This window comes from Thioalkalivibrio paradoxus ARh 1 (assembly GCF_000227685.2).
In the GTDB taxonomy this organism is placed as follows: Bacteria; Pseudomonadota; Gammaproteobacteria; order Ectothiorhodospirales; family Ectothiorhodospiraceae; genus Thioalkalivibrio; species Thioalkalivibrio paradoxus.
In genome coordinates, this window is sequence record NZ_CP007029.1 from 2,696,224 (window position 1) to 2,715,899 (window position 19,676).

At 65.8% G+C, this 19,676-nt stretch carries 14 protein-coding genes; 9 read left to right on the forward strand and 5 right to left on the reverse strand.

The window, feature by feature from the left end:
- Positions 1-207: 207 nt before the first annotated feature.
- Positions 208-2,646 (forward strand): fused MFS/spermidine synthase, encoded by a 2,439-nt coding sequence (locus THITH_RS12125; RefSeq protein ID WP_006748400.1) that lies wholly within the window; start codon positions 208-210, stop codon positions 2,644-2,646.
- Complete coding sequence (gene amrS, locus THITH_RS12130; RefSeq protein ID WP_006748401.1) at positions 2,636-3,799, forward strand: AmmeMemoRadiSam system radical SAM enzyme; 1,164 nt, start codon at positions 2,636-2,638, stop codon at positions 3,797-3,799. Before THITH_RS12125 ends, amrS begins: the two co-directional genes overlap by 11 nt.
- 1 nt (position 3,800) lies before the next feature.
- Here the strand turns inward: amrS and THITH_RS12135 are convergent, their stop codons facing one another.
- Positions 3,801-4,859, reverse strand: a complete 1,059-nt coding sequence (locus THITH_RS12135; protein WP_006748402.1) for a radical SAM protein — start codon at positions 4,857-4,859, stop codon at positions 3,801-3,803.
- 229 nt (positions 4,860-5,088) lie between these two features.
- Here THITH_RS12135 and THITH_RS17170 point away from each other — a divergent pair, with 229 nt between their 5' ends.
- Entirely contained in the window at positions 5,089-8,835 is a 3,747-nt protein-coding gene (locus tag THITH_RS17170; protein WP_006748403.1) for a PAS domain-containing protein, read from the forward strand.
- A gap of 314 nt (positions 8,836-9,149) precedes the next feature.
- Here THITH_RS17170 and parA read toward each other — a convergent pair whose 3' ends face one another.
- Positions 9,150-9,785, reverse strand: a complete 636-nt coding sequence (gene parA, locus THITH_RS12145) for a ParA family partition ATPase (RefSeq protein WP_006748405.1) — start codon at positions 9,783-9,785, stop codon at positions 9,150-9,152.
- A gap of 441 nt (positions 9,786-10,226) precedes the next feature.
- Here parA and THITH_RS12150 point away from each other — a divergent pair, with 441 nt between their 5' ends.
- From THITH_RS12150 to THITH_RS12165, 4 genes are all read left to right on the forward strand, one after another.
- Complete coding sequence (locus THITH_RS12150) at positions 10,227-12,173, forward strand: PrkA family serine protein kinase (RefSeq protein WP_006748406.1); 1,947 nt, start codon at positions 10,227-10,229, stop codon at positions 12,171-12,173.
- A gap of 28 nt (positions 12,174-12,201) precedes the next feature.
- On the forward strand, positions 12,202-13,482 hold the full coding sequence (locus tag THITH_RS12155; protein WP_006748407.1) for a YeaH/YhbH family protein: 1,281 nt from the start codon (positions 12,202-12,204) through the stop codon (positions 13,480-13,482).
- Position 13,483: 1 nt separating this feature from the next.
- Complete coding sequence (locus THITH_RS12160; RefSeq protein WP_006748408.1) at positions 13,484-15,037, forward strand: SpoVR family protein; 1,554 nt, start codon at positions 13,484-13,486, stop codon at positions 15,035-15,037.
- 80 nt (positions 15,038-15,117) lie between these two features.
- Positions 15,118-15,927, forward strand: a complete 810-nt coding sequence (locus tag THITH_RS12165; protein ID WP_006748409.1) for an ion transporter — start codon at positions 15,118-15,120, stop codon at positions 15,925-15,927.
- A 43-nt stretch (positions 15,928-15,970) separates the two neighbouring features.
- On the opposite strand, the gene THITH_RS12170 is transcribed toward THITH_RS12165, so the two are convergent.
- Both THITH_RS12170 and THITH_RS12175 read right to left on the reverse strand, forming a co-directional pair.
- Positions 15,971-16,477, reverse strand: coding sequence for an ion channel (locus THITH_RS12170; protein ID WP_006748410.1), 507 nt, complete (start codon positions 16,475-16,477; stop codon positions 15,971-15,973).
- Positions 16,478-16,489: 12 nt separating this feature from the next.
- Entirely contained in the window at positions 16,490-17,524 is a 1,035-nt protein-coding gene (locus THITH_RS12175; protein WP_198019445.1) for a hypothetical protein, read from the reverse strand.
- 594 nt (positions 17,525-18,118) lie between these two features.
- On the opposite strand from THITH_RS12175, the gene THITH_RS12180 reads away from it, so the two are divergent.
- The gene (locus THITH_RS12180; RefSeq protein WP_232222200.1) at positions 18,119-18,457 is read left to right on the forward strand and encodes a hypothetical protein; all 339 of its coding nucleotides are present in this window, start codon (positions 18,119-18,121) and stop codon (positions 18,455-18,457) included.
- Between the two features lie 220 nt (positions 18,458-18,677).
- On the opposite strand, the gene THITH_RS12185 is transcribed toward THITH_RS12180, so the two are convergent.
- On the reverse strand, positions 18,678-18,908 hold the full coding sequence (locus THITH_RS12185; RefSeq protein ID WP_006748413.1) for a hypothetical protein: 231 nt from the start codon (positions 18,906-18,908) through the stop codon (positions 18,678-18,680).
- A gap of 341 nt (positions 18,909-19,249) precedes the next feature.
- On the opposite strand from THITH_RS12185, the gene THITH_RS12190 reads away from it, so the two are divergent.
- Positions 19,250-19,645 carry a septal ring lytic transglycosylase RlpA family protein gene (locus tag THITH_RS12190; protein ID WP_006748414.1) on the forward strand — a complete coding sequence of 132 codons (396 nt, stop codon included), beginning with the start codon at positions 19,250-19,252 and terminating at the stop codon, positions 19,643-19,645.
- Positions 19,646-19,676: the final 31 nt, after the last annotated feature.

Here is a 19,676-nt window from a genome sequence, read left to right on the forward strand (position 1 = left end):
GCCGAATCCAGCCCGAAGCGCATAAGTGTAAGACCCCCACGGCCACTGGTCCAATGGGAACCGCAGGAGAACCGTGACCGGGCTGCCGATGCGGTACCATGGGGCTGGCTCGCGGCCGTTCGGGGAAGACTAGGGATTCGGTCTGGCTCGAGCGCCGGGCGACGCAACCGCTGGTGGGGAGAGTCCTCTCGGGTCATGGCGGCGACGATGCGAACCATACCCGCACATCTGCTCCCGGTGCTGATGCTCGGGACGGTGTCGCAACTCGCGCAGGTCGTGCTGCTGCGCGAGTTGCTGATGGTGTTTCACGGCAACGAGCTTTCGATCGGAATCATTCTCGCCGCCTGGATGGCCTGGGTGGCCATCGGCAGCGGCCTGGGCGCAGCGATCGCCGAGCGCACCGACCGAGTGCTGTCGGTGCTGCTGCTGAACGCGGCCGCCCTGCTGCCGCTGCTCGCGATCACGGTGCTGCTGATCCGCGGGCTGCGCGGCTTTTTCGACGTGCTGCCCGGGGCCTATCTCTCGCTGCCCGATATCGTGGTGTCGTCGCTGCTGGTGGTGGCGCCGGCCTGTCTGCTGATCGGCATGCAGTTCGTGCTGCTCGCGAAGCTCTGGCGGCGCAACACCGCGAGCGCGGACACCACGGGCGCAGGCAAGACCTATGTCGGCGAGGCCGCCGGCAACATCCTGGGCGGCATCGCGTTCACCTTCCTGCTGGTGCACACGCTGGATTCGTTCCAGACGGTGATGCTGGCCGGGATCCTGACCGGCGCCGCGGTGCTTTGGGCCAGCCGTCGCACCGCGACAACGGACGCCGCGGCAAACGCGAGGCTGCGTGCCACGGTGATGGGGCTGCTGATCGCTGCCGGAATCGCGACGTTCTTGCTGCCGCATCTGGATCGCTGGGCCTACGACCTGCAGTGGCGCCATCTGGCCCCGGACCATGAGCTGATCGAGACGCACCAGTCCCGCTACGGCAACATCGCGATTGCTCGCCGGGATGACCAGTACAGCTTTTTCCGCAGCGGCCATCTGATGTTCTCGACCGCCGGCCCGGAGACGACGGCCGCGCATTTCGAGGAACAGGAAGCGGCGGTGTTCGCGCATTTTGCGATGGTCCAGCATCCGCAACCGGAACAGGTATTGCTGATCGGGGGCGGCTTGCGCGGCACGCTGGCCGAGATCGTCCGCCACCCGGGCGTGCGGGTCGACTACGTCGAACTCGACGCAATCCTGACCCGTGCCGCACGCCCCTACGTATCCGACGCCACGCGAGCGGCCCTGCACGATCCCCGGGTGCGACTGATACACGCCGATGGCCGGGTCTATCTGAAGGAGACTCCAGAGCGCTACGATCTGGTGCTGGTCGACGTGCCCGATCCGGCCACGGCCGTGCTGAACCGGTATTACACACAGGAGTTCTTCGCCCAGGTGCAGCGCCGGCTGAACCCTGGCGGGATCCTGGTCATCGGCGCGGTCTCCACTCCCGGCTTGCGCGGCCCCGCGGTCGCCAATCGCAACGCCACGCTCCAGCACACGCTGGCGCGCGTGTACCCGCAGGTTCTGCCGGTGGGCGACCGCTTCCTGATTTTCCTGGCATCCGGACCCGACGGCCGGATCTCCGCGGATCCGAACGAACTGCAGCAGCGCTACCGGGAACGCGGCGTACGATCCCCAGGCTTCTCCGAGCCGCATTTCCACCTGCTGCTGGAGGAATCCAAGCTGCGGCGGATCAACTGGATCCTGCGCCATCACGGCCGCAGTCCCGACGCCCACCTCGTGCCACCGGCGGCTGCGCCGTTCCTCGCGCCTCCAGTCAGCGAGCAGCAACAGGCCGAACCGGCCCTGCCGCCCGTCAGCGACCGTCATTTCGTCAACTCGGACTTCCGCCCGATCGGGTATTTCTACACGCTGATGTTCTGGGGCGAGCAGACCCGCACCGGGCACGCCGAAACCCTGGAACGGCTGCTGCAGATCGAATCCTGGTGGATCCTGCCGCCGATCGCGGCGGTGTTCGTCCTGGCCTTGCTGCTCCGGGTGTTCGGAAGGCGCGGCAACCGACGTCCGGACCGGCAGTTCGCGGTGGGCTTCGCGGTGTTCACGACCGGTCTATCGACGATGACCCTGCAGATCGCGCTGCTGTTCTCCTTTCAGAGTATCTACGGCTTCATCTACGAGATGGTCGGCCTGATCATCGCGATCTTCATGGCCGGCCTTGCGCTGGGCACGGCGTTGACCCAACGCTACGTGAAACACAAGGCGAGTACCGGAACGCTGGCCGCGGTGCAGCTCACCATCGCGGTCTTCGCCACCCTGATCGCGGTCGTGCTGCCACACGCGGCAGGGGTCGAATCGGCCAGCGCCGTGTTCCTGCTGTTCTCGGGCCTGACTTTCGTGTCGGGCCTGCTCAACGGCCTGGATTTTCCGCTCGCGACCGAATCGTTCCGCGCGCTGAACCGCCGTGCCGAGCGTTCCGCCGGCATGGTCTACGGCATCGAGCTTGCCGGCGCCTGCCTGGGCGCCGCCTTGGCAAGCGCCGTCGTGGCGCCTATTCTCGGAATAGTGGCCTGTTGCCTGTTGGCGGCAATCGTCAACACGACGGCATTCGCGGTACTGACGGTGTCCAGGAGCCGTAATGAACGCTGAGCAGCCCACTGGACCGGGACTGGCCCGGCGGCAGACACTGAAAGCCGGGGTCGGGGGGCTGTGCGCGCTATGCCTTGCCCGCGTCGGGATCGGCTTGGCGCCGGCCGGGGCGCAGCCAGCGGGGACCGGCCGCGGCCTGGTCCGGCCACGGCCCGGCAGCTGGTTCCGCGAGGAAGCGAACGGGCGCGTGCATTGCCAGCTGTGCCCCTGGGCCTGCGTGCTGGAACCCGGACAGACCGCACGCTGCCGCGTACGCAGCAATCGTGGCGGCCGGGGGTATACGCTGGCTTATGCCAACCCGGTGCTGGTTCAGGAGGACCCGGTCGAGCGGCTGCCATTCTTTCACATCCGCCCCGGCAGCCGCACGCTGTCGATTTCGACCGCGGGATGCAATCTCGACTGCAAGTTCTGTGAAGTCTGGGATATGGCGCTGGTCGACCCCGACGCGGTACATGCCTACGACATGCCGCCGGAAACGGTGCTGGAACAGGCGCGCGCGGCGGGTCTGGGCTCGATCAGCTATGCGTTCGGCGAACCCGTGGTGTTCTACGAATACATGCGCGACACCATGGCCTTGGCCAGGCGCCAGGGGCTGCTGAACCTGCTGCACACCGCCGCGTTCATCGAGCCTGAGCCGCTCCGGGAACTCTGCCGCCACCTCGATGCGGCCAACGTCGACCTGAAGGGTTTCGACCCGCGTTTCTACCGCGATGTCTGCGGCGGCGAACTCGAACCGGTGCTCCGATCACTGGAGCTGCTGCGCACGGCCGGAGTGCATCTGGAGATCACCCATCTGCTGATCCCGACGCTGAACGACGACCCCGCCACGTTGCGGCGGATGTGCATCTGGATTCGGGATGAGCTGGGCCCTGACGTGCCGCTGCATTTCGCCCGGTTCTACCCGTTGTACCGGTTGGCCAACCTGCCGCAGACGCCGGTCTCCACGCTCGACCGCGCCCGGGAGATCGCGCTGGAGGTCGGGCTGCGCTACGTCTATATCGCGCGCGTGACCGGCCACGCAGGCGAGAACACCTACTGCCCGGCCTGCGGGCAGCTCGCGATCCGGCGCATCGGCTTCGTGATCGGCGAGATCCATCTCGCCGAAGGCCGCTGCAGCCACTGCGGGGAACCGATTCCCGGGCGCTGGACCTGAATCAAATCCGTCGGCGCCGGTGCAATGCGGCCTGCGCCAGCGAGCGCTCATCCAGGTTGGTCAACCCCGCCTGCTCGGCCCAGTCCATCGCTTCCAGGAATTCCTCGGACGTGATCGCGCGGGCAATCGCTTCGTACTCGAAGGCCCGGTGTTCAACGCGATACTGCGCCATGATGTTCACATAGGTATCGGCGGGCAGGTTCGCCGCCACCCAGTCGACGAAGGCCTTCGAACCCGCGACCCGATTCGGCATCACCAGGTGCCGCAGCATCAGCCCCCGCAACGCGATGCCGTTGTCGTCGGTCACCAGCCGGCCAACCTGCCGCTGCATTTCCAGGATTGCACTCTGCGCGTGTTCGGGGTAATCGCGCGCGCCGGCCGTCGCGTAGCGGGCCGACTCGGCTCCATCCATGAACTTCAGATCCGGCAGGTAGATGTCCACGATGCCGTCGAGAAGCGCGATGTTCTCCATGCGTTCGTATCCGCCGGTGTTATAGCAGATCGGCAGACGCAGCCCCTGGAGAGCTGCGATACGCACTGCGGCCACGATGTTCGGCATCACATGGGTCGGGGTCACGACATTGATGTTGTGGCAACCGCGCGCCTGGAGATCGAGCATCATCTCCGCCAGGTTCTCGTCGGAAACCGGCTGGCCAAGCCCGACGTGCGCGATCGGCCAGTTCTGGCAGAACACGCAGCGCAGGTTGCAGTTCGAGAAGAAGATCGTTCCCGAGCCACGGCGCCCGACCAGCGGCAGTTCCTCGCCGAAATGCGGATGGTGGCTGTAGATCTTGACCTGATCGGTCGCGTTGCAGAAGCCGGTCTCGCCGGCCCTGCGGTTCACCCGGCAACGGCGCGGGCACAGCTCGCAGCGCTCGAACTTGCGGTAGGCCCGCTCGACGCGATCGGCCAGCTGACCGTCGGCCTCGAGGCGCAGGTACCCGGGCTCCCAGGATTCCGGCGGATACCCGGCGGGGGTGTCGCGCGAACACGCAGCCAGAATGCCCGCGCCTCCGGCGACGGCCATCCGCTTCAGAAAGGTTCGGCGTGTGACGGGCATCTCGTCGCTCTGTCCCGCTACCGGCTGCAGCCAGCAACAGGCATGACCTTCACCCTGAACAATAGTCGAATCGCAACGGGCCTTCCACGAGCCCGGTTCCAGGGCCAAACCGGCGGCAGCCCTTGCATACAGGCATCCTCACAGCTGCGGTATCCTCCCCGCTGCTCGGACGATACCCGGCATTTCAGCATCCCTGCCTGAATGCCGCGTTCTGGAGGATTGCAGCGCCATGAAGGATTCGAAGCCCCGTACTCTGCATTTCGCGCTGATGCAGGTCATCTCCGTGGTGCTGCTGGCGAGCACGGCTGCCTTCGTGTTGTTGTTGAACCACCACCACCGGCAGGACATCATCGCGCAGACCGATGCACGCCTGCTGGCGGCGGCGGAATTCTCGCGGGAACTGCTCGGACCCGACTTCCACGATGCGATCGACGGTCCCGATTCGGTCTCGGAACGGGAATTCCTGGACATCGTGGACCGCAACGACTCGCTGGCCCGGCGTTTGGGCCTCCAGTACCTCTGGAGCGTCCTGGTCGTCGACGACGGGATCGTGTTCACTTCCGCCACACGCTCGGACCTGACGGATCCGGCTTCCGCCCATGCAGCGTTTTTCGAGACCCACAGCGACCCGGACGCCTTCGCCCCTGCGCTGGAATCGAAGCCGAACCCGGCGTTCTCCTCGTTTCACAACGAATGGGGCGAAGGACGGATGGTGCTGATGCCGCGCGAGGATGCTCACGGGCGCACCCATATCTTCGGCGCCAGCGTCCAGTTGACGGAATTCGAGGGATGGCTCCGTACCGCGGTCGCGAAAGCCATCCTGATCGGCCTGGCGCTGTTCGGGCTGGCCTGGTTGTTCTCGCTGCGCCTGACGCGCGGGGTTGCCCGGCAATTCACTGCGATGAGCGAGGCCGCGCACCGGATGGGTAGCGGTGATCTGGCCGCACCGTTGCCGCGTTCCAACCTCGTCGAGCTGCAATCGTTCGCTTCCGACCTCGACACCGTGCGGCGCGAACTCGAAAAGCGCATCGGCGAACTGCGCCGTTCGCGCGCGCTGGAGCAGTACAAGGCCGAGGTTCTCTCCATGCTGACGAGGGGTGCAGAGCTTTCATCAGTGCTCGAAGCCCTGGCGCGTTTCACCGAGAAGCACGACCCGAGCGTCCGTGCGTCGGTCCTGCTCTTCGACCGCGACGCCGGGGCGTTGGTCCATGCCGCAGGGCCAGGTCTCCCCGACGAATACAACGCGCTGATGGGTCCGCCGGGGCTGCCGATCGGCCCTGAAGTGGGCTCCTGCGGCTCGGCAGCGTTCCTGAAGGAACGGGTCGTGGTCACCGACATCCTGAACAGCCCTCGCTGGACGCCGTACGCCGCGTTCATCGAGCAGGCACGCAAGCATCGCCTGTTCGCATGCTGGTCCCAGCCCATTGTGGCCGCGAATGGCGATCTTCTGGGTACCATCGCGAACTATGGGGACCGGGTTCGCGATCCGGACCACGACAACCTGAAGGCACTGGAATGGGCCGCCGGGGTAGCGGCGCTGGCGATCGGGAAACTGCGCGCGGAGCAGGCACTGCGGCTGAGTACGCAGCGCCTGAAGGAGGCGCAGCGTGTCGCCAATATCGGCGACTGGGAACTGGATCTCGTCCACGATCGACTGACCTGGTCCGAAGAGGTCTTCCGGATCTTCGAACTCGACAGCACCGTCTCTCCAGCCACATACCAGGGGTTCCTGGACCTCGTGCACCCGGAGGACCGCGAGCGCGTCGACACCGCCTACCGGCGATCGCTCGAGGCGCGGGAACCGTACTCGGTCGAACACCGGGTTCCTTTTCCCGATGGCCGCGTCAAGTTCGTCCACGAACGCGCGGAACACCACTTCAATGATGACGGAAATCTGCTGCGTTCCCTCGGCACCGTACAGGACATCACCGAGCAGGAACTCGCACGCCAGCGGCTCCGACACCTTTCCGCCATTGTGGAACGTTCGCCGGTCGTCGCGATGACCTGGCGCAACGAGCCAGGCTGGCCGCCGGACTATGTGACCGACAACGTTCGCCAGTTCGGCTACCAGCCGGATGATTTCCTATCGGAATCCATCACCTATGCGCAACTGATCCATCCCGAGGATCTTCCCGCAATCGAGCGCGACGTGGCCCGCTACGTGGCCCACGGTCCCGACGAATACCGGCAGCAATACCGCCTGCGCCATGGCGATGGTCACTGGATCTGGATCGAGGATCACACCTGGCTGACCCGGGATCCCGCGGGCCAGGTGACCGCGATCCATGGGGTGTTGATGGATATTTCGGAAAAACAGCGCATCCACGCGGAACTGGACGAATACCGCCAGCACCTGGAAACCCTGGTGACCCAGCGCACCGTGGAACTGGAGGACGCCCGGCAGCGTGCCGAGGCTGCGAACGCTGCGAAGAGCGTCTTTCTCGCCAACATGTCGCACGAGATCCGGACGCCATTGAATGCGATTCTGGGGCTGACCCACCTGATGCGAGCGCAGGCGTCCTCGATCGATACCGAACGGCTCGACAAGATCGAGGCTTCCGGCCACCACCTGTTGTCGCTGATCAGCGACATTCTCGACCTGTCAAAGATCGAGGCGGGCCGCCTGCAACTCGAAGACACGGATTTCCACCTCTCCGCAGTGCTCAACAGCGTACGTGCGATGATCGCCGAACAGGCCGGGGCCAAGGGGCTGGAGATTCGGGTGGATACCGAAGCAATGCCGGCCTGGGTGCATGGGGATCCCACCCGCCTGCGCCAGGCGCTGCTCAACTACGCGACCAATGCCGTCAAGTTCACCGAGCGGGGGTACGTCGAACTGCGCGCGCGGCTGCTGGACGACGATGGCCACAGCCTGCGGGTGCGGTTCGAGGTAAAGGATACCGGGATCGGCATCGAGCAGGAGAAGCTTCCGGAACTCTTTCAGGCCTTTCAGCAGGCCGACGCGTCAACGACGCGCCGGTATGGCGGCAGTGGTCTGGGGCTGGTGATCACGCGGCGCCTGGTGGAATTGATGCACGGAGATGTGGGAGTAGAGAGCACCCCGAACGTTGGCAGCACGTTCTGGTTCAGCCTGCGGCTGGAGCGCGGGCACGGTGCTGAACCGCACGCCACACCGGCGCAGACGCAGGCGGATCCGGCACACAGCCTGCGCCAGCGATATCGCGGAGCAAACGTGCTTCTGGTGGAGGACAACGCCATCAACCGCGAAGTCGCGACGGAACTGTTACGCAGCGTCGAAATGACGGTGGATCTGGCGGAGGACGGGCAGCAAGCAGTGCATCGGGCGCGCCAACGGACCTACGACCTGGTATTGATGGACATCCAGATGCCGCAAATGGATGGCCTGGAGGCCACGCGAACGATACGCACGCTGCCGGGCTGGGATGCCGTGCCGATTCTGGCGATGACCGCGAACGCGTTCGAAGAGGACCGACAGGTTTGTCTTGCAGCAGGCATGAACGACTTCGTCAGCAAGCCGGTGGAACCACGCGATCTCTATCAACTGTTGCTGAAATGGCTGCAGGCCGCCCGGACTGAGCCGGGGGCTCCCAAACCGGATGCACGCGAAACTCGGGGTGAGTCAGAGGATCTGCGGACACGGCTGACAGCGATCGATGGTCTCGATCTGGACGCCGGGCTGAAAATCGCGCGCGGCCGTTTCAGCTTTCTGGTCCGGCTGTTGTCCCTGTTCCTCGAGCACCACGGCGACGATCCGGCACGGTTGAGGCAACTGGCCGCGGCGGGCGACCGCACCGGGCTGAAGGAGACCGCGCACGCCCTCAAGAGCGCCGCTGGCAACGTCGGTGCGCGGCGCGTATCCGAGCATGCCGCAAGGCTTCAGGCCGCGGCAGCGGATGACGCGCGCGAGGTCGAGAACGAGGCGCAGGCGCTCGCGCAGATGCTGGAACAACTTTGCGAGCGCCTGCGCGCAGAACTCGAGGCCCCTCGTGCCTGAAATCGCTTTGCTGCCCGTAGCTGCGGGTCGCGATGACCGGCGCCAGGATCCGCGCCGCGCGGGGCCGTCACCAAGCGCTCAGTCCGGCCAGATTCTCCGGCCGCTCTGGTAGGGATCTGCCGTCGCTCGGACCGCCGGTTGCGCAGTGTCCCCCGAACGGGCGTGGCCCTGGGCGGCATCACGCTGCACGGGCTTCGCCGCGTTGCCGCCGGCTGCCGGGGTCTTGCGTGTAGCGGATCTCGAGCCCGGCGTGGGGCCGCTCTTGGCCTTGCGGATGGAATCCATCAGGCGGCGTTCGGTTCGGTTTTCAGTCGTCATGTCGAGGGGGAGAAGATCTCCGTAATCAAGTCGTTGATCTCGGCCGCCGCGGCTTCCCCGCGGCGACCTGCCTGGAACACGCTGCGGCCCTCCAGCACGCAGTGGCGGTGGATCGAGCGGCGCCGCAACGAGGCGCGCGCCACCGGCAGGTCCAGTTCCCGCGCGGCCTCCGGCATCAGCCGCGACAGCGTCGTGCGGGGTTCGGTCTGGCTCATCACGATCAGCGCGCGCAGGCCAGGGTTCTCCTGACGCATCTTCTCGATGATCCGGGCAATGTGGCTCGTCGCCCAGAGGTCCATCGGCGACGGCTGCACCGGAATCAGCACGTATTCGGCGATGCGCAGCGCGTGTTCCGTCTGGGGAGCCTTGATCGACGGCGGACAGTCGATGACCACATGCGTATGGGCTTCCCTGAGCGCGCCCACGGTCTTGCCAAGCCCGTAGGCCGCGGCGACCACCGCAGGCAGTCCCGAACGCTCGTCGCCGATCAGGCGCCACTGATAGGCCGACTGCTGCGGATCGGCGTCGACGATCACCACCGAATCCTGCCGCGACAGGCCCGCCGCAAGGTTCAGCGTCAGCGTGGTCTTGCCAGTGCCGCCCTTGTTTCCGACGACGGCCAGAATGCTCATGTTCTCACCGCCTCCAAGACAAGTGACGTGGGCTCGCGGCACCGTGCCTGGCTTCGCACGCGCTCATGGCCGCGAGCCGTGTCCACGATTGCGGTCGCTCGCAATGTTGCGCGGCACCGCCGGCGCGCAGGTCTTGGCGACGCTAGCACGCGCCATCGGGGCGGTCAACGAGGAGGCTCGGGACCTGTCATGAGGCCGATCGTTGGCAGGAACACGAAGCAGCTGGAACTGGATCTGTCGGCAGGCGTCGAACAGGGGTAAGGCAACAACACAGCACGGCGGGCTGCTTTCCCTGGCCCGACATCACAGGGCATGCCGGAACAGTTCAGGGCGGCGGTCACACGCTCCGCCCACGTAGGGCTGCGCAGGCACGATAGCCTGGCCGGTGCGAAGTGGCATGACTATGCTTTAGAACATCCGTAGGAGGAGGTCACAGACGCTATGGATTTCGCGGAAACCCTGATCGCCCAGTACGCGCGGGACTACCAGAAACGGCAGGAAGCGGAGATGCCGCTGACGAAGTATCTGGAAGCCTGTGCCGACGATCCGATGCTGTACGCGACTGCCGCTGAACGGCTGGTAGCCGCGATCGGGGACCCGAAGGTCGTCGACACATCCAAGGACGAGCGACTCGGGCGCGTCTTCCTGAACCGGACGATCAAGATCTATCCGGCGTTCGAGGACTTCTACGGCATGGAGGAAACCGTCGAGCGCATCGTCGGCTTCTTCCGCTACGCCGCACAGGGCCTGGAGGAGCACAAGCAGATTCTCTATCTGCTCGGGCCCGTGGGTGGCGGCAAGTCGTCGCTGGCCGAGCGCCTGAAAGCGTTGATGGAAAAGCACCCGATCTACGTGCTGAAAGCCGGCGACGAACTCTCGCCGGTGTTCGAAAGCCCGCTCGGCCTCTTCGATCCCGAAACGCACGGACCGGAACTGGAGACCCGCTTCGGTATCCCGAAGCGCCGGCTGACCGGATTGATCTCGCCCTGGGCGGTCAAGCGGCTGGACGAGTTCGGCGGCGACCTGTCGCGCTTCTCCGTGGTGCGCCTGTATCCGTCGCGGCTGCGCCAGATCGCGGTCGCGAAGACCGAGCCCGGCGACGAAAACAACCAGGACATCTCGTCGCTGGTCGGCAAGGTCGATATCCGCAAGCTCGAACTCTATAGCCAGAACGACACCGACGCCTACAACTACTCCGGCGGCCTGAACCGCGCGAACCAGGGCATCCTGGAATTCGTGGAAATGTTCAAGGCCCCGATCAAGATGCTGCACCCGCTGCTGACCGCGACCCAGGAAGCCAACTACGTCGGCACCGAGAACATCGGCGCGATCCCGTTCCAGGGCATCATCATGGCGCACTCGAACGAAGCCGAGTGGCAGACCTTCCGCAACAACCGCAACAACGAGGCGTTCCTCGACCGGATCTCGGTGATCAAGGTGCCCTACTGCCTGCGCGCGACCGAAGAGCGGCAGATCTACGAGAAGCTGATCCGCAGCAGCGAGCTGAGCGAGGCTCCCTGCGCCCCGTCCACGCTGGATCTGCTCGCGAAGTTCTCGGTGCTCACGCGGCTGAAAGAGCACGAGAATTCCAGCCTGCACTCGAAGATGCGCATTTACGACGGCGAAAGCCTGAAGGACACCGACCCGAAGGCCAAATCGATGCAGGAATACCGCGACGTCGCCGGCGTCAACGAGGGGATGACCGGCGTTTCGACCCGCTTCGCGTTCAAGGTGCTCTCCGAAACCTTCAACTACGACAATCGCGAGGTCGCGGCCGATCCGGTGCATCTGCTGTACATGCTGGACCAGTCGATCCGCCGCGAGCAGTTCCCGGACGAAACCGAACGCCGCTACCTGGAATTCATCAAGACCGAACTCGCGCCGCGCTACGCGGATTTCATCGGTAACGAAATCCAGAAGGCCTATCTCGAGTCCTACCACGACTTCGGCCAGAACCTGTTCGAGCGCTACGTCGCCTACGCCGATGCCTGGATCGAGGACCACGACTTCAAGGATCCCGACACCGGGCAGATGCTCGACCGCGGCTCCCTGAACCAGGAACTGTCCAAGATCGAGAAGGCCGCAGGAATCGCGAACCCGAAGGACTTCCGCAACGAGGTGGTCAAATTCGCGCTGCGTGCCCAGGCGAACCAGGGCGGGAAGATGCCGTCGTGGACCTCGTACGAGAAGATCCGCGAGGTGATCGAAAAACGCATGTTCAGCCAGGTCGAGGATCTCCTCCCGGTAATCAGCTTCGGCACCAAGGCGGACTCGGAACTCGAACGCAAGCACAGCGACTTCGTGCAGCGCATGGTCGAGCGAGGCTACACCGAGCGCCAGGTACGCCGGCTGGTCGAGTGGTACATGCGTGTGAAACAGGCGGGCTGAACCGCCGGCAGAGGAGGAGCCCGATCCCGTGGTCAACATCGTCGACCGGCGCCTCAACCCGAAGGACAAGAGCCTGGCCAACCGCCAGCGCTTCATCCGGCGTGCGAAGCGGCAGATCCTCGATGCGGTGCGCGATGTCTCGGCGAAGCGCAAGGTCACCGAGGTCGGCCAGGGCGAGGAAGCGATCCGCATCCCGTCAGACGGCCTGCAGGAACCTTCTTTCCGCAAGGCTGCCGGCACCGGCGTGCGCCGCCACGTGGTCCCGGGCAACAAGGAATACCGTGCCGGCGACACGATCCCGCGTCCCGAGGGCGGCGGCGGACGCGGCTCCGGCGGCAGCCCCGACGGCGAGGGCGAGGACGAGTTCCAGTTCACCGTAAGCCGCGACGAGTTCCTCGACCTGTTCTTCGAGAATCTCGAACTGCCCGACCTTGCGCGCACACAGCTCTCGAAGGTCGAGCAGCAGGGAGTCCAGCGCGCGGGGTATTCGGTATCCGGCTCGCCGGCCACGCTGAACCTGACGCGGACGATGCGCAATTCGCTGTCGCGCCGGCTCGCACTGCACCGACCCAAGCGCGACGAGATCCTCGAGCTCGACCGCGAGATCGATCGGCTCGAGCGCTCGGGCAAGGATCCGGAGCGCTTGCGGGAGCTGATCGGCGAACGCGAGGCGCTGACCCGGCGCTCGCGTCTGATCCCCTACATCGACCCGATCGACCTGCGCTACAACCGCTACGTGCCGACCCCGCGCCCGATCTCGCAGGCGGTGATGTTCTGCCTGATGGACGTCTCCGGCTCGATGACCGAGGACATGAAGGATCTCGCGAAGCGCTTCTTCATGCTGCTGTACCTGTTTCTCGAGCGGCGCTACCGGCACGTGGACATCGTGTTCATCCGCCACACCCACATCGCTCAGGAGGTCGACGAGGAAACGTTCTTCTACTCGCGCGAGACCGGCGGCACCCTGGTTTCGCCTGCGCTCGACGAGATGGAGCGGGTCGTGCGCGAGCGCTATCCGCCGGGCGAGTGGAACATTTACGCGGCGCAGGCCTCGGACGGCGACAACACGCCTGCGGACAACCCGGTCGCTTTCCAAACGATGGAAGAAACCATCCTGCCGCTGTGCCGGTATTTCGCGTACATCGAAGTCGGCGAGGAGCGCGGCTGGGAGGCGACGACCACGCTGTGGGAGGTCTATGCCCGCCTGGTTGCGGGCGGACACCCGATCGCGATGCGCAAGGTGAAGCAACGTGCGGACATCTTCCCGGTGTTCCGGGACTTGTTCACCCCCGCGGAGCTGAGGGCCTGAAATGACCCGCAGCCTCGAATCCGACGCCCGGCTGCTCTATACCGGCCCCGACTGGGACTACCGCTTGGTGCGCAAGGCCTTCGACGCGATCGAACGGATCGCGGTGGACGAGATGGGCCTGAACCCCTATCCCAGCCAGGTCGAGGTGATCAGCTCGGAACAGATGCTCGATGCCTATGCGTCGATGGGCATGCCGCTGTTCTACCGCCACTGGTCGTTCGGCAAGCACTTCGCGCGCGACGAGATGCTCTACCGCAAGGGCATGACCGGGCTCGCCTACGAGATCGTGATCAACTCCAACCCCTGCCTCTGCTACATCATGGAAGAGAACACCATGACGATGCAGACGCTGGTGATGGCCCACGCGGCCTTCGGGCACAGCCATTTCTTCCGCAACAACCAGTTGTTCAAGGCCTGGACCGACGCCGACTCGATCCTCGATTATCTCGATTTCGCGAAACGCTATGTCAGCGAGTGCGAGGAGCGCTACGGCGCCGATGCGGTCGAAACGGTGCTCGATTCCGCGCATGCGCTGATGAGCCACGGCGTACACCGTTACCCGCGGCGTACCCTGAACCTGAAACAGGAGATGGAACGCGAGCGCGAGCGCCGCCGTTTCCAGGAACAGACTTTCAGCGATCTCTGGCGCACCCTGCCCCACCGCGACCCGGACGGTGGCGACGACGACCCGGATCTCGACGCCCGCCAGCACCGCCTCGGCCTGCCCGAGGAGAACCTGCTGTACTTCCTGGAGAAGCACGCGCCGCGGCTGGCCCACTGGCAGCGCGAGATCCTGCGGATCGTGCGCGTGGTCGCCCAGTATTTCTATCCCCAGCGCCAGACCAAGGTGATGAACGAGGGCTGCGCCACCACGGTGCACTACGCGATCATGAGCCGACTGCACCAGACCGGCCAGATCACCGACGGGGCATTCATGGAATTCCTGCACGCCCATACCAACGTGGTCTTCCAGCCCGAGTTCGACGACCCCCGCTTTTCCGGCATCAACCCCTACGCACTGGGTTTCGGCATCCTGCAGGATCTGAAACGCGTCTGCGAGGACCCCACCGACGAGGATCGGCACTGGTTTCCGGACATCGCCGGCAACGGTGACGCGCTCGGCACCTGGAAGACCGCTTGGGCGGAATACCGCGACGAGAGTTTCATCCTGCAATTCCTGAGCCCGCGGCTGATGCGCGAATGGCGGCTGTTCTCGGTGCTCGACGACGCCGACGAGCGCAACCTGATCGTCGACGCGATCCACGACGATTCCGGATACCGCGACCTGCGCCGGGCGCTGGCGGCCCAGTACGATCTGGCCCGCCACGAGCCGGACATCCAGGTGGTCGACGTGGACCTCGCCGGCGACCGGCGCCTGGTGCTCGAACACCGCGTGCTGGACGGGCGTCTGCTGGAGGAGCGCAACACGCTGATGGTGCTGCGCCACCTGGCGAACCTGTGGGGATACCCGGTCACCCTGGCCGAGGTGGACGCGCGCGACCAGCACGTCCTCCATCTGTACGACGACGTCGAACCCGATCGAGTCATCGCCTGAGCTGTCTCGGGCGAACGCTGTCGCCGGGCAAACGTCCAATGCCCGATCATGGGCCGCGCAGGATGCGCAAAGGGGGTGCGATGGGGTCACGCGACGAAGACAACGCGGGCGGCGCCGGCATGCGCCGGCGGCTGTACCTGCATCTGGAACCGACCGCCTGGCCACGCACGGGGCTGTCACCGGCGAACGTCGCGATCGCGGTCCTGATCGTGTCGGCAGCGCTGCTGGCGATCCTCGAAACCGAGGACACCCTGCGTAGCGGCGCGCCCCGGTTCTTCCTGTTCGCGGAACTGCTGATCGTGCTGGCGTTCTCGGTGGAATACCTGGCGCGGCTGTACGCGGCAGGCGAGGATCCGCGCTATCGCGGGCTGTGGGGCCGCCTGCGCTACATGCGTACCTGGTGGGCGATCATCGACCTGCTCGCGATCCTGCCGTTCCTGGTCACGATGGGGGCGCAGAACACGTTCCTGCTCCGGCTGCTCAAGCTGCTCCGGCTATTGCGGCTGTCGCGGCTCGGCCGTTTCTCCCGCGCCTGGGCCGCGATTTCCGAGGCGATCCACCTGCGCCGGTTCGAACTGATGCTGAGCTTCGCCGCGGCCGGCATGCTGCTGATCCTGTCCAGCGCCTGCCTCTACCTCGTCGAGGGCGGCGCGCAGCCCGAAGCGTTCGGCAGCATTCCCCGCGCATTGTGGTGGAGCGTGGCGACACTCACCACGGTCGGCTACGGCGACGTGACGCCGATCACGGCCCCCGGAAGAATTCTCGCGGGCATCACCGCGCTGGCCGGAATCGGACTGATCGCACTGCCCACCGGAGTGCTGGCCTCCGCGTTCAGCGACGCGCTGCGCCGCCAGGCGGCACAAGACCGGAGCGGCCCGCCGGGAGAATGACCGCTGCGGGTCCGCGCATCGCGCCGGGCGGTGGGATGGCCGGTCACTCACGGAGGGAGACTCGCGAGCGCTCCCTCAGCGCCCGCGCCCTGACCTGTTCCATGTGTTCGATCAGGCCGTCAGTGGTCTCCTTCAGGAGTTCCAGTTCCTCAACCGAGAGGTCGTCCATGCGCTCGAGATTGTATTCGATCGTGTCGATGATCTGCCGCGCAGGCCGCTGCAGCGGACGCATGAAATAGGCAGTCACGGTCGCCACGATCGCGCCGAAGAACAGCACCGACCCGATCACGATCCAGACTGCCCCGATCAGCCGGCCCGCGGCGGTCACCGGCGCCTCGGCGATTCCAGCCGTCGAGAAGGCCGCGACTCCCCAATACAGCGCAGCCCCGAATGCATCGACGTGAGACGTTTCAGCCTGCCGTTCCGCCAGCAGCAGCCCTGCCGCAAACAGCAGCCAGAACCCCACCAGTGCCAGCACCATCACCAGGAACGGCGTATGGACCAGCACGTCTCTCACGAATCGCTGCAACCGCCAATGCCGTCGTTTCACGTTCACGATCCCTCATCGCCGAGACACAACGCTGCCCTCCCGGGGTCCGCCCGCAGCGCGGACGCGAGAAACAGCCCCGTCGAGCCACCAGGCGGTGCACCGATCGTTCCCGCCCGGATCGCCTGGTACGCGAATCCGGCGCAAAGCCCGAGGCCTCCGGCGCATTCCGCCCGAGAAATTGGCCGGGCGGACCACGGTCGCATCGACCGCGCGCCCCGCGATCTGGCCGCGGAGCCAGCGGACCACCTCACCCCAGTCGATCGGAGCTTCGGCCAGCGCCGGCAGCGACAGCAGCAGATGGTCACCGTCGGCATTCACCGTGACCCAGTGGCGGCCGGAGACCGCATCGGACTGCAGAGTCAGGTATTCCCACTGGATGGTATCACTGCGCCCGACGCTGGCTCGCAACGCCGCACCGAGCTGCTGCAGATCCGCCGCCACTGCCCGGCACAACGCTTCCTTGGCGGGACGGTCCGACAGATCGCCGAACTCGCAGCGAAGGCCGTCGACCGTGGCCCAGGCAGGGGGCCGATTCTGCGTCAAGACCCAGCTACCGGTCAGCGATGCCCCACGCCGCGCTTGCGAGGAAGCCGTTTGCGCCGCGGTGCCGCAGACGTGGCGGCGGCAGAATTCCTCCGCCAGCTGCGGTTCGAGCTGGAGCCCGGCATCGACACGGGGCCAGGCGACCCAAAACGGGCGGTCGTCGATCAGCAACACGATCCGATCGTGCCGATCCAGATACACCTCGACCCACTGCGCCACATACAGTGCCGCCTGCGCGATGCGCAACTCGCGGACATAACCCGCGGTGGCCTGCCGCCAGCTTTCCAGTCTGCGCTGGGCGTCCGCACTGCGCGAACGGTCCTGTAGCGCGCGTTCGAGCTCGGCCTCGTAGGCACCGATCAGCGCGTCGACCACCAGCACCGCGAAATCGAGTCGGGCAGCGGGCGGCGCATCCGCCAGTTCCGCGGCGACAGCACCCAACGCGCCGGGATCGGAATGCAGCTGCCGCGGCGCACCCGCCGCGCTCGTCGCGGCAATCGCCATCGCGACGGCGAGCCATGTCGCCCCATTACGGCAGCGAAAACCCCACACCCGCACCCGACGCCGCGATGCTCCAAGCCGGATCTGCCACCATGCCTTGATTCGCATCACACCCCTGGTTTACCTAGATCCGTAGGCCCCGCGAGCGCCACTGGATCGGCCACACGCAGTGGAATGCCAGGGACCAGCGCGGAAGATTGTTCGCCAGTCTCCGAACCCATCCGCTATCGGCTCGCGGCGCTCGTGGCATCACCGGGTCTGTCCCATCACCGGCAGCCAACGCGGCGACACCGGCTCCAGTAAGACCCCGCTCGGCAGTGGACAAGTTCCCGGCACCGAAGCGATGGCGGGTGCAGCCGCCCCCTCTCAGGAAGCCCCCGAGACGTACAGCCGCTCCGCCGTCTTGTCCCTTGCCGCCGGCCCGATGAGCGCCCGCTGGCGGAGCGAGCTGGTGATCCGTTTCGCGCATGGCCGACGGGTAGGCGCGGTTACCGGAACGGGAGCGGGCATGACGATGCGTTCGCCCCGCACGCCGACCATCGGTAACCCAAGCGCCATTCAGGGCGCTTGATCCCGGCGCCGTCGATCCGTAAGGTGATGCTGTCCGATAGTCAAGAGGCCGACCCGATGCGCGTGCTGAATCGATCCGAAACGCTCCGTCACGATCAGCCGTTGATGGTGAGTCTGCTGTTTGCGCTCACCGCCCTGGTGCTGACGCTGCAGAACCCGGACGCGTTGGACGCCCCTGTGCAGCTGGTGTCGGACCTGAACTTCCCCACACCGGCGCATGCGATGGAAATGCGTCCGCAGGGGCCGCCGCCCTGGATGGACGGCGATCAGATGCTCTCCGAAGAAGCCGAGGAGCTGCCCGTGCTCGGAATTCACGGGCGGGAAACGCCGGCTCCGGCGGAAATCCGGCAACGACCCGAGCGCTAAGACCCGCGCCCAACGAACGCGGCCCCGCCCGGCCGAAGGTGTTCGCGCCAGCGGGCCGCGTGTTACCCACCGATGCAGCAGCGGCCCGTGCCAGCGGGATCGCGCGCGATCGACTTTCCGGTCCGGCCGGCGTCGCTGAACCGCTGCACCACGACGCACCGGCCCGATCATCGGGTTGCGGCCCCGACCATGGCGAGCGCGTTCATGAGCCACGGGGCGCTCAGTCCAGATCTTCTTCCGAGTCGGGCGCCGAATGCGCGACCAGGTCTCCGCGCAGCGTGTGATACCAGACATTGGGCTCCGCGCGCAGCAGGTCGCCGAGTGCGTGGAGCTCCTGAATGGTCAGGTGGTGCATGACCGCCTTGGTACCGTCATCCAGCTTCAGGTGAACCGCCGCGCGACGCGGCTGGTTGTGAAAGTTGAGCGAATAGTCGTCGACCTTTTTCCACATGCGCCAATGGCTCCGTCAGGGGCAGATCAGACCCGGGCTTCGCGATCTCCTTCCGTATAGCAAGGATCTGCCGGTTTCTCAAAAAATATCCTGCGCTACGGGCCTGTTCGGGCACGGGGCCTCGTGCACCAGCCGGATCCTGCGACCTGGACGCGGCCGCGCCGACCAACACGGCGCCATAGAGGCCGGCCACCGGCCTCCGGTACGCCTGGCCATTATGCAGAACGCGTTCGCCGTTTACCCTCCATTAGAATTTGATTATAATTTTTCGAACATCGGGTCGCGAGTTCGTTCGTATTTCTCGCACCCGGACACTGAACCCACCGCGAGGAACGGCAATCATGCGCAGATTCGCCCTTGCCGTCGGGGTGCTGGCGCTGGTGCTGCTGGCCTTCCCGCCGGATACCACCGCCAGCGTATCCACCGGGCATACCGAGGCTGGCATCGCATCGTATTACCACGACCGCTTCCAGGGCCGGAAGACCGCCAGTGGCGAGCGCTTCGACCAGCGCGAGTTCTCCGCGGCCCACAGGACGCTGCCCTTCGGAACCACCGTGCGCGTCACCCGCAAGGATACCGGTCAGAGCATCGTGGTACGCATCAATGACCGCGGCCCGTTTCGCAACGGCCGCATCATCGACCTGTCGCGCGAGGCCGCCCGGGAGCTGGGCATGCTCGAACGCGGGCTGGTGCGGGTCAGGATCGAGGTGATCCGGCCGCCGATCGGCAACGCATGAACGCACAACGCTGCGTGTGGCGTCGACAATC